This window comes from Hydrogenophaga sp. IBVHS1 (genome assembly GCF_002127265.1).
Classification (GTDB): Bacteria; Pseudomonadota; Gammaproteobacteria; order Burkholderiales; family Burkholderiaceae_C; genus Hydrogenophaga.
Window position 1 is genome coordinate 429,150 of sequence record NZ_NFUU01000003.1, and the last position, 9,501, is coordinate 438,650.

General features: G+C 64.2%; 10 protein-coding genes. 4 read left to right on the forward strand and 6 right to left on the reverse strand.

The genetic code is table 11. The annotated features are described in order from the left end of the window. The 5 genes from minD to CAP37_RS19920 all read right to left on the reverse strand — a co-directional run bounded on the left by minD (position 1) and on the right by CAP37_RS19920 (position 3,382). A complete protein-coding gene (gene minD, locus CAP37_RS19900; RefSeq protein ID WP_086126325.1) occupies positions 1 to 816 on the reverse strand; it encodes a septum site-determining protein MinD in 816 nt (271 codons plus the stop codon). 34 nt (positions 817 to 850) lie between these two features. Continuing rightward, positions 851 to 1,618, reverse strand: a complete 768-nt coding sequence (gene minC / locus CAP37_RS19905) for a septum site-determining protein MinC (protein WP_086126328.1) — start codon at positions 1,616 to 1,618, stop codon at positions 851 to 853. A gap of 388 nt (positions 1,619 to 2,006) precedes the next feature. After that, a complete protein-coding gene (locus tag CAP37_RS19910; protein WP_086126331.1) occupies positions 2,007 to 2,579 on the reverse strand; it encodes a Spy/CpxP family protein refolding chaperone in 573 nt (190 codons plus the stop codon). 66 nt (positions 2,580 to 2,645) lie between these two features. Then, positions 2,646 to 3,179 carry a Cu(I)-responsive transcriptional regulator gene (gene cueR / locus CAP37_RS19915; RefSeq protein ID WP_086126334.1) on the reverse strand — a complete coding sequence of 178 codons (534 nt, stop codon included), beginning with the start codon at positions 3,177 to 3,179 and terminating at the stop codon, positions 2,646 to 2,648. Positions 3,180 to 3,184: 5 nt separating this feature from the next. Continuing rightward, entirely contained in the window at positions 3,185 to 3,382 is a 198-nt protein-coding gene (locus CAP37_RS19920; RefSeq protein WP_086126337.1) for a heavy-metal-associated domain-containing protein, read from the reverse strand. Between the two features lie 153 nt (positions 3,383 to 3,535). Between CAP37_RS19920 and CAP37_RS19925 the strand changes: the two genes are divergently transcribed. From CAP37_RS19925 to CAP37_RS19935, 3 genes are all read left to right on the forward strand, one after another. Beyond that, complete coding sequence (locus tag CAP37_RS19925; RefSeq protein ID WP_086126340.1) at positions 3,536 to 5,860, forward strand: cation-translocating P-type ATPase; 2,325 nt, start codon at positions 3,536 to 3,538, stop codon at positions 5,858 to 5,860. 69 nt (positions 5,861 to 5,929) lie between these two features. Next, positions 5,930 to 6,526 carry a hemerythrin domain-containing protein gene (locus CAP37_RS19930; RefSeq protein ID WP_086126343.1) on the forward strand — a complete coding sequence of 199 codons (597 nt, stop codon included), beginning with the start codon at positions 5,930 to 5,932 and terminating at the stop codon, positions 6,524 to 6,526. Positions 6,527 to 6,553: 27 nt separating this feature from the next. Next, positions 6,554 to 7,774: a YbfB/YjiJ family MFS transporter gene (locus CAP37_RS19935; RefSeq protein ID WP_086126346.1), complete on the forward strand. Its 1,221-nt coding sequence runs from the start codon at positions 6,554 to 6,556 to the stop codon at positions 7,772 to 7,774. 4 nt (positions 7,775 to 7,778) lie between these two features. Here CAP37_RS19935 and gstA read toward each other — a convergent pair whose 3' ends face one another. Further along, positions 7,779 to 8,387: a glutathione transferase GstA gene (gene gstA / locus CAP37_RS19940; RefSeq protein WP_086126349.1), complete on the reverse strand. Its 609-nt coding sequence runs from the start codon at positions 8,385 to 8,387 to the stop codon at positions 7,779 to 7,781. 179 nt (positions 8,388 to 8,566) lie between these two features. On the opposite strand from gstA, the gene speB reads away from it, so the two are divergent. Next, complete coding sequence (speB, locus tag CAP37_RS19945) at positions 8,567 to 9,499, forward strand: agmatinase (protein WP_086126351.1); 933 nt, start codon at positions 8,567 to 8,569, stop codon at positions 9,497 to 9,499. Positions 9,500 to 9,501 lie beyond the last annotated feature (2 nt).

A 9,501-nucleotide genomic window follows, 5' to 3' on the forward strand; every position in this document is an offset into this window, starting at 1 on the left:
TTACTTTCCTCCGAACAGGCGCTTGAAGAAGCCCGTCTTTTCCGCCTCGATGAAGCGCAGCGGTTTGTCCGCGCCCAGGAAGCGGTCGATCACATCGCTGTAGGCTTCTGCCACATCGGTGCCCTTGAGGTGGATGGCTGGCGTGCCCTGGTTGGACGCGGTCAGCACGTTCTCACTCTCCGGGATCACGCCGATCAACTTGATGCGCAGGATGTCCTGGATGTCCTGCAACGAGAGCATCTGGCCATCGGCCACACGCGAGGGGTTGTAGCGCGTGATGAGCAAATGTTCCTTGATCGGGTCTTTGCCATCGATGGCGCGTTGCGTCTTGCTCCCGAGCATGCCCAGAATGCGGTCTGAATCGCGCACGCTGGACACCTCCGGGTTGGTGACGATGAGCGCTTCGTCGGCGTAGTGCATGGCCATGAGCGCACCGGTCTCGATGCCGGCGGGCGAATCGCACACGATGTACTCGAAACCCATGGCGGTCAGGTCGGTCAGGACCTTGTGCACGCCTTGCTGGCTGAGGGCGTCCTTGTCGCGCGTCTGGCTCGCGGCCAGCACAAACAGGTTCTCGCACTGTTTGTCCTTGATCAGCGCCTGGTTCAGGTTGGCTTCTCCCTGAATCACGTTGATCAGGTCATAGACCACGCGCCGCTCGCAACCCATGATGAGGTCGAGGTTGCGCAAACCGACGTCGAAATCGATGACGGCGGTCTTGTGTCCGCGCAGGGCGAGGCCGGTGGCGAAGCTGGCGCTGGTGGTGGTTTTGCCCACCCCGCCTTTGCCAGATGTGACAACAACGATCTTGCTCATGGTGAGAAATCTTTCTGATTCGAAAAAAGGGGAGTCAGGCGCCGATGGCATCGACCACCAGCCGGTCGCCCTCGGGCCCCGGCACCAGGCGCACCTGCGCGGGTTTGCCCAGCAGCGTGCTGGGCCAGGGAATTTCGCTGGTGCGGTAGATACCGGCAATGGAAACCAGCTCGGGCGCCATGCCCAGCGTGAAGATGCGCGCTTCGTTGTTGCCCCTGGCGCCGGCAATGGCCTTGCCACGCAAGGGCGCATACACATGAATGTGTCCGTCGGCAATGACTTCTGCACCTGGATTGACCATGGCCATGACCACCAGATCGCGGCCCCTGGCATACACCTGCTGCCCCGATCGAAGCGGCTTGTCGATCACCAGCGCACCCTGGGCAGGCGGGGGTGCCTGGACGGGCTCGGTTTGAACTGCTTCGATCTCGGTGGGGGTGACAGCCAGGGGGGCACGGTGCACGGAAGCATCGGGCGTGGGTGTAAGACCAGCGGCCATGGCCAGGTGGGTCTGTTCGATGGTGCCACCACGCACGGCCAGAGGCAGCAGACGGTACTGCCGCAGCAGCGTCTGCAGTGCACCGAAGTCCGGCAAGGCATTGGCCTCGGCCACGTTCAAGGGATGCAGATCGATGACCAGCGGATCGTGGTCGAAGAAATCCGGTACGTCGCCAAACCGCTGGGCAAGTTCCTCGCTCAGGCGCTGAAGATCGGAGGACTTGAGCATGAGCGCCACGAGGGGCAACTGGGCGCTCTTGATTTCGAAGGTGGCGGGTGTGTTTCCTGCGAGGGCAACAGACATGGGCAAAGATGGATCCAGAAACAGGCCCGCCGCAGGAATGCCTTGTGGGCATGACCGGCCATGAAGCGGCGCATCTTAGCAGCCGCTCACCATGATTTTTGCCAGCGACCGTGCGCAGGTGTCAGCGCATGTTTCCATGTGTGGCTGACAAAGCTGTGTGTAACTTTTGAACAAGTGCCCTGTTGTCCACAGCAAAACACCGTCCGGCCAACTTGTCCCTTTCAGAGGCATTCGACAACAGGCCTCTTCACACAGGGTTTTCGGGAACACAAGTCCTTGATGGACAAAGAGAAAGGGCGCTTGTCCACAAAGAACAGCGCCCTCTACTACTACTGCTATCTTGTATTTAAAGATCTATAAGAAGAAGACAGACAGCGAAATCCGGAGATCAGCCCTTCATTCCATCCTTGTGATGAGGGTGTCCACCGTGATGACCTTTGTGGTGCATGCCGCCACGCTGCAGGCCCATGGCGTACTTGTCGTCGAAGACCTTTTTCTGATCGACGTTGAGAACCGCGTAGAAGCTCTTGATGGCTTCGGTGCGCTGAGACATGCGTGCATCGCGTTCGGCTTTCATGGCCTGCATCTTGTCCAGGCGTTGTGGTGTGGTCAGCTTGGACCAGTCTTCACGAGGCGCATGGGCTGCCGGTCGGCCTTGCGGCTGGGTGCGTGCCACAAAAGCGTTCCAGGCCGGTTCCTGCTCTGAGGTGAGCTTGAGTTCGGACTTGAGCTGCGCCTGGCGGTCGGCCATTTTTTTCTGCATGCGTTCCATGCGCTCGGCGTGGCGCTGGGTGTGCTTCTGTGCTTCGGCCTGCGGTGAGGCCTGGGGGGTGGCAGATTGCGCGACGGGCGGGCTGGCAGGAGCCTGGGCCATGCCCTGTGCGATGGCGGTGGCGGAGATGCCGACAAAGGCCGTGGCCAGCATGGCGGCGATCAGGGAGCGTTTTGGAAGCAGTTTCATGAAGGTCTCCTTGAGACATTGGGGAAGAAACACCACATTGCCGGGAAGTCGGTGTGTGGAATGGCTTCAGTGTCGGGTTCGCGTGTTTCCCCGCGGTGCGGCCGATGTGGCCGGTGTGTAAAGTTTTGTGCCGCTTTTTGTCTCGGTGTCGGGCTCGCTGCCGGGGTGGCTCAGGTCGTCCAGGATCGGGCAGTGCGGTCGGTCATCGCCAGGACAGAGCGCCAGCAGGTGGCTCAGCGTGCGTTGCATTGATTGCAGGGCTTCGATGCGCTGGTGAAGCTCATCCACGTGCTTCTGGGCCACTCGCTTCACACTTTCGCTGCTGCGCCTGCGGTTGTGCCACAGGCTCACGAGTTCGGTGATGGCTTCGAGGCCAAAGCCCATGTCGCGCGAACGCCGGATGAAGCGCAGGGTGTGGACATCGGCCTCGCTGTACTGGCGGTAGTTGCTGTCGGTCCTGGGCACAGCGGCCAGCAGGCCGAGGCTTTCGTAGTGGCGCAACATCTTGGGCGAGATGCCGCTGAGTTGCGCTGCCTTGCCGATGCTCACCGGCCAGTGATTGCCCTGCATTTCCTGGATGGGAAGGGTCCGGGTCGGCATGGCAATCAGGCCTCGACCTGGTAGCCTTCCTCGCGGATCGCCTCGGCCAGCGCTTCTCTCGCTTGCGTGGTGTCCACTTCCACCCGGTTGCTTGCCCGGTCGATTCGCACCTGCGCCTGGGGATCGAGCTGGCGGATGGCACTGGTCACCGCTTTCTCGCAGTGGCCACAGGTCATGCCCTTGACGTTGAATATCTGGTTCATGGTGATTCCTTTGGTGGGGAGGGATGGAACATGGCTGCATTCTTATCCTTGACATGGTGTCAAGGTCAAGGCATTTCAACTCCACAATCCCGTCACAGTTGGCAACAACGCGCCGCTTGACCTTGCCATGGTGGTAAAGCTTATGCTGCCTTCATGAATACGATCGTTGCTTCAACCCGACCTGGCGACCTGCTCTCTCAGGCGCCACGCATCCAGATTGACCTGAGCATTGGTGGAATGACCTGTGCTTCGTGTGTGACGCGTGTGGAGAAAGCACTCACCAAACAGCCAGGCGTGATCGACGCCTCGGTGAACCTGGCCACTGAGTCGGCACGTGTGACGCTCACAGCGGGCGACGAAGCGGAGGGGTTGGCGCGCATCAAGAGGGCGGTGCGCGATGCGGGCTACGAACCCCGCGCGCAGGACGCCCTGAACGATGTGATCGAGCCGCGCCTGTTCGGTGTGCCGCAGAGTTTCCTGCCGGTCTTGATCGGCATGCTGTTGTCGGCACCGCTGGTGGTTCCCATGGTGGGCGATCTTTTCGACCGCCACTGGATGTTGCCCGCCTGGATGCAGTTCCTGCTGGCCACACCGGTGCAGTTCGTGCTGGGCGCGCGCTTCTACCGCGCAGGCTGGCACGCGCTCAAGGCGTTCACCGGCAACATGGAATTGCTGGTTTCCATCGGCACCACGGCGGGGTGGGCGCTCTCGACCTGGCTGTGGTGGCGCGCGGAGCCTGGCGAGATGGTGCACCTCTATTACGAAGCTTCCGCGGTGGTGATCACGCTGGTGTTGCTGGGCAAGTGGCTGGAACTGCGCGCCAAGCGCCAGACCACCGAAGCCATCCGGGCATTGCAGGCGTTGCGTCCTGAACGTGCGCATCTTCTTCCCGATGGTGTGCGCCGAACCGAGTTGACCGATGTGGCAGTGGATGAGTTGTTGCCTGGCGATGTGGTGCGCGTGCTGCCAGGCGAACGTTTTGCCGCCGATGGCGAGTTGGTGCAGGGTCGCACGCAGGCCGATGAATCCATGTTGACCGGTGAAGCGATGCCGGTGCCCAAGGACGTGGGCGATGCGGTGACGGGTGGCTCGCTCAATGGCGAAGGAGCGGTGGACGTGAAGGTGCGTGCGATCGGCGCACAGAGCGTGCTCTCGCGAATCATTGGTCTGGTGCAGGACGCGCAGGCCACCAAAGCACCGGTGCAGCGCATGGTGGATCAGGTGGCCGCGGTGTTCGTGCCGGTGGTGCTGGTGATTGCGCTCGTGACGCTGGTGGCCTGGCTGTGGACCGGAGCGCCGCTGGAAGAAGCCCTGCTGCACGCGGTGGCGGTGCTGGTGATTGCGTGCCCCTGCGCCCTGGGGCTCGCCACGCCCACGGCCATCATGGCTGGCACCGGTGTGGCAGCCCAGCACGGCATCCTCATCAAGGACGCTCAGGCGCTCGAGATCGCGCACCAGGTGGACACCGTGGCCTTCGACAAGACCGGCACCCTCACCGAAGGCCACCCGCGCTTGCTCGTGATCGAAGCGGTGCCGGGGGTGGACGAGATCGCCGTGTTGCAGACCGCCGCGGCGCTGCAGGCGCAGAGCGCCCATCCGCTGGCCCGCGCCGTGGTGGAAGCGGCTCTGGCGCGCTCGATCGTGATCCAGCCGGACGCCGCCAGCGATGTGCAGGCTGTGTCCGGCCGAGGCAGCGAGGGCCGTGTGAACGGCACCTGGCTGGCGCTCGGCAGCCTGCGCTGGATGGAAGAACTGGGCGCTTCCCTGGGGCCACTCGAGGAACGCGCACGGGTGCTGCAGTCGCAAGGTGCCACGGTGTCGGTGCTGGCCAGCCAGTCGCCTGGTGATGCCGCATCGGCAGCCACCTGGACACCGCTGGCGCTGCTGGCGTTTGGCGACGAACCCAAGGCCGGCGCGGCGCAGGCGATTGCGGATTTGCGCAGCAAGGGCATGCGTCTTTACATGATTTCGGGCGACAACCGGGGTGCTGCGTTCGCGATGGCTGCGCGCCTTGGATTGCGCGCCAGCGAAGGCGAGGTGATCGCCGAAGTGTTGCCGGGCGACAAGGCCGCGATGGTTAGAAAACTCAAAACTTCGGGCGCCGGTGAAGCCCTGCACACGGTTGCGATGGTGGGCGATGGCGTGAACGACGCGCCCGCGCTGGCCGCTGCCGATGTGGGGATGGCCATGAGCCACACGCAAGGTGGTGGCTCCGATGTCGCCATGCACGCGGCGGGCATCACGCTCATGCGTGGCGACCCGCTGCTGGTGGCCGCTGCGCTCGAAATTTCTCGCCGCACCGTGAGCAAGATCCGGCAGAACCTGTTCTGGGCATTTGCCTACAACGTGGCTGGTATTCCGCTGGCTGCTCTGGGCTTTCTGAGCCCGGTGGTGGCGGGCGCGGCCATGGCACTGAGCTCGGTGAGTGTGGTGAGCAATGCGCTGCTGCTCAAACGCTGGAAGCCGCCATCGCGTTGAATTTCTTGACCCACATCAATGCAGCGGTCGCTGTCTTGCCGGATGCTTCAGGCTCCGAGGAGACAGCCCATGAACCGAGAAGCCCTGCGCGTCATTCGCGATGAACATGCCAGTCTGGCCGCCATGCTGCAATCGCTGTTGCAGATGATCCAGCGCGGCCCTGAGCCACAGGGCAGAGATCAGCATGAGCTGTTTTTCGACGTGCTGCGGGCGATGTTGTTCTACATCGATGAATTTCCCGAAAAGCTGCACCACCCGAAGGAATCCAATCTGCTTTTCCCGCGCGTGGCGCGCGCGGCGCCGCAGGTGATGGCCACGATCGAGCAGCTCGAAAGCGATCACATGGCGGGGGAGGCGCAGGTGCGCGAACTCATGCACCTCTTGATGGCCTGGGAATACCTGGGTGAAACGCGCCGCCCGGCTTTTGAGGCAGAAGCGAAGCGGTACGTTGCTTTTTATCTCGAGCACATGCGGCTGGAAGAATCGGTGGTGCTGCCCGCCGCGGAGCAGTCGCTCGACGAGGGCGACTGGCACGCACTGAATGTGGCGTTCGCGACAAACCGCGACCCCTTGAACAGCCGCACGCCGCGCGACCCGCAGTTCGACCGTCTGTTCACCCGGATCGTGATGCAAGCACCCGCGCCGGTGGGCCTCGGGGAGCTCTGACCCGGCTTCGCACACAATGGCCGGGCCATGGTCCGCGCCACCTCATCCGCACCGATAGACGAAACCGTCGACACCACGCCGTACGTGTGGCTGGCGCTGGCGCTTTCTTTGGGCGCGGCGGTGTCGCTGGGCATCACCCGTTTTGCCTATGGGCTGCTGCTGCCGCCGATGCGGGAAGACCTGGGCTGGAGCTACACGCTGGCCGGCGCAATGAACACCTTCAACGCGCTGGGCTACCTGATCGGCGCGCTCGCCACGCCCTGGCTGATGCGGCGTGTGCCACCCACGCGGCTGCTGCTCGTGGGCTCGTTGCTGGCGTCGCTCTTCATGGCGCTGAGTGGTTTCTTTTCTGCCGCGGCGCCGCTGCTGGCCCAGCGGTTGCTGGCGGGCGTGGCGAGCGCGCTGGTGTTCATCGCCGGGGGCTTGCTGGCGGCACGACTGGGCTCGCACCAGCCCCGGCGCAGCGGTTTTCTGCTGGGGATTTACTACGGCGGCACGGGTCTGGGCATTGTGATCTCGGCGCTGGGTGTGCCACCGGTGCTGGCGGCAGCGGCGCAGCAGCCGCATGCATGGGCCTGGGCGTGGTGGATGCTCGCGCTGGTCTGCCTTCTGGCCACCGCGCTCATGGCCTGGCCCGCGCGGGTGCTGGCTCGGCACCCCGCGCCGCCCAGCCATGCGCTGAACCAGGGCACACGCGTGTACCGGACGCGCGACTTTGCCTTTGCGCTCGCTGGCTACGCCGGCTTCGGCGTCGGCTACATCGGCTACATGACCTTCGTGATCGCGTTGCTGCGCGAGCAGGGCAGCAGTGCCACGCAGATCACGCTGTTCTACACGTTGCTGGGTGTGGCGGTGCTGGCCTCGTCGCGCATCTGGGCCGGCCTGCTGGACCGCCACCGAGGCGGAGTGCCGCTGGCGCTGCTCAATGCCCTGCTGGGCGTGGCGGCCATCGTGCCCGCGCTCACCGCCGTGTGGCCACTGGTGATGGCCTCTGGCCTGCTGTTCGGCGGTGTGTTTCTTTCGGTGGTGGCTTCCACCACCGCACTGGTGCGCCACAACCTGCCGCCTGCGCAATGGGCAGCCGGCATCAGCGCCTTCACCATCGTGTTTGCCGCTGGGCAGATCGTGGGACCCACCGTGGTGGGCTTCATCTCCGACGGCCCTGGGGGCCTGGCGCGCGGCCTGCTGTTTTCGGCCGGCGCGCTGTGGGTGGGTGCTGCGCTGGCTTCGCGCCAGCGCGCACTCTGAGGCTTTACTTCAGAAGTCCTTCGGCTTTCATGGCCGCTTGAACGGCGGGGCGTGCCCCCACGCGTTCGCGATAAGCCACCAGGTTCGCCAGGCCGGTGATGTCCACCCCCACGCGCGGCGCCCAGTTGGTCACGGTGAACAGGTAGCCATCGGCCACCGTGAAGTTCTCGCCCATGAGGTACTGCTTGCCCGCCAGCTGGCTGTCGACCCAGGCAAGGCGCTGCGACAGTTTGGTCTTGGTGGCGGTCTTGAACTCTTCCGGCGTGGCGGGATTGAACAGCGGCGAAAAACCTTTGTGGATTTCGGTGCCGATGAAGGTCAGCCATTCCTGCAGGCGGTAGCGCGCCATGGTGCCGTTGGCTGGCGCCAGATTTTTCTGCGGCACCTGGTCGGCGATGTACTGCACGATGGCCGGGCCTTCGCGCAGGCGCTCGCCATTGTCGAGCTCGAGCAGCGGCACGTAACCCAGTGGGTTGATGGTGTAGTAGTCGGTGCCGTCGGGCAGCTGGTGCGTTTTGGTGGGCGCAGGCACGGCCTCGAAGGCCAGGCCGGCTTCGTGCAGAGCGATGTGCGGTGAGAGCGAGCAGGCGCCCGGGGAGTAATAGAGCTTCATGGTGGTTTTTCCTCAGGTCGATGCGCAGGATTCGGCATCTGCGCTGATCGTACTGGTGTCACGAATTTCCTGTGCCGCAGGGGTGGATGCCGCCTGTGCCGGGCAAATGGACTCATGTGCGGCATGCCGGGGCGGTATCGTCCGTACACAGATTTGCTCTCAACCAAGGACACCCCACCATGGCCCTGGGTCAGTTCGCCTACGCCAGCAACAGCAACCGCTTCCTCGGTTGCGCGCCGTTGGCAGACCAGCCCTTCGCCATCGCCGGGGTGCCTTACGACGGCGTGGTGACGAACCGGCCTGGCGCGCGCTTCGGCCCGCAGGCCATACGCGCGGCCAGCCTCATGCTGTGCGACGGCATTCACCCGGTGTTCGACGTGTCGCCGCTCGCGCACCTGGGCGACGCGCTGGACATGCGCCTGCCCAACGCCTCGCCGTTGCCGGAGGTACGGCGGCACATCGAGGCGCAGGCCACCGCGCTGATGGCGAAGCACCATTGCGTGTTTCTGGGTGGAGACCATTCCGTCACGCTTTCGTTGCTGCGCGCGGCGAAGGCGCGGCACGGTGGCCAGCCCCTGGCGCTGGTGCATTTCGACGCGCATTGCGACACCTGGAGCGACCATTTCGGTGAACCCTCCGGCCACGGCACCTGGACGCATGAAGCCTTGCAGGAAGGCCTGGTGAGCGCGGCGCACACGGTGCAGATCGGCATCCGCTCCAGTGGAGACCGTGCCGCGCGCGAGTACGTGGCCGATCAGGGCGGGCAGATCTTCACAGCGCGCGCGCTGCGCGGGCTCGATGGCGAGGGTCTGCGGTCGGCCATCGATTCCATCCGCACCCGCATCGGTGAGCGCCCGTGTTACCTCACGCTCGACATCGACTGCCTGGACCCGGCGTTCGCTCCCGGCACCGGCACACCCGAGCCAGGCGGCATGACGAGTTCGCAGGTGCTGACCTTCCTCGAAGACCTCGCCGGCCTGAACTGGATCGGCATGGATTGCGTTGAAGTGGCGCCGGCCTACGACCATGCCGAGCTCACCACCAATGCCGCGGCCACTTTCGTGTGGACCTACCTGAGCGGCCAGGTGGCTAAGCGCCTCCAAGGGGCTTGAAC

Excerpts from the sequence above, each read along its gene's own strand:
- cueR (WP_086126334.1), bottom strand. The coding sequence starts at position 3,179 with ATGCCGACCCGGACCCTTCCCATCCAGGAAATGCAGGGCAATCACTGG.
- speB (WP_086126351.1), top strand. The coding sequence starts at position 8,567 with ATGGCCCTGGGTCAGTTCGCCTACGCCAGCAACAGCAACCGCTTCCTC.
- CAP37_RS19920 (WP_086126337.1), bottom strand. The coding sequence starts at position 3,382 with ATGAACCAGATATTCAACGTCAAGGGCATGACCTGTGGCCACTGCGAG.
- CAP37_RS19925 (WP_086126340.1), top strand. The coding sequence starts at position 3,536 with ATGAATACGATCGTTGCTTCAACCCGACCTGGCGACCTGCTCTCTCAG.
- CAP37_RS19910 (WP_086126331.1), bottom strand. The coding sequence starts at position 2,579 with ATGAAACTGCTTCCAAAACGCTCCCTGATCGCCGCCATGCTGGCCACG.
- minC (WP_086126328.1), bottom strand. The coding sequence starts at position 1,618 with ATGTCTGTTGCCCTCGCAGGAAACACACCCGCCACCTTCGAAATCAAG.
- minD (WP_086126325.1), bottom strand. The coding sequence starts at position 816 with ATGAGCAAGATCGTTGTTGTCACATCTGGCAAAGGCGGGGTGGGCAAA.
- gstA (WP_086126349.1), bottom strand. The coding sequence starts at position 8,387 with ATGAAGCTCTATTACTCCCCGGGCGCCTGCTCGCTCTCACCGCACATC.
- CAP37_RS19930 (WP_086126343.1), top strand. The coding sequence starts at position 5,930 with ATGAACCGAGAAGCCCTGCGCGTCATTCGCGATGAACATGCCAGTCTG.
- CAP37_RS19935 (WP_086126346.1), top strand. The coding sequence starts at position 6,554 with ATGGTCCGCGCCACCTCATCCGCACCGATAGACGAAACCGTCGACACC.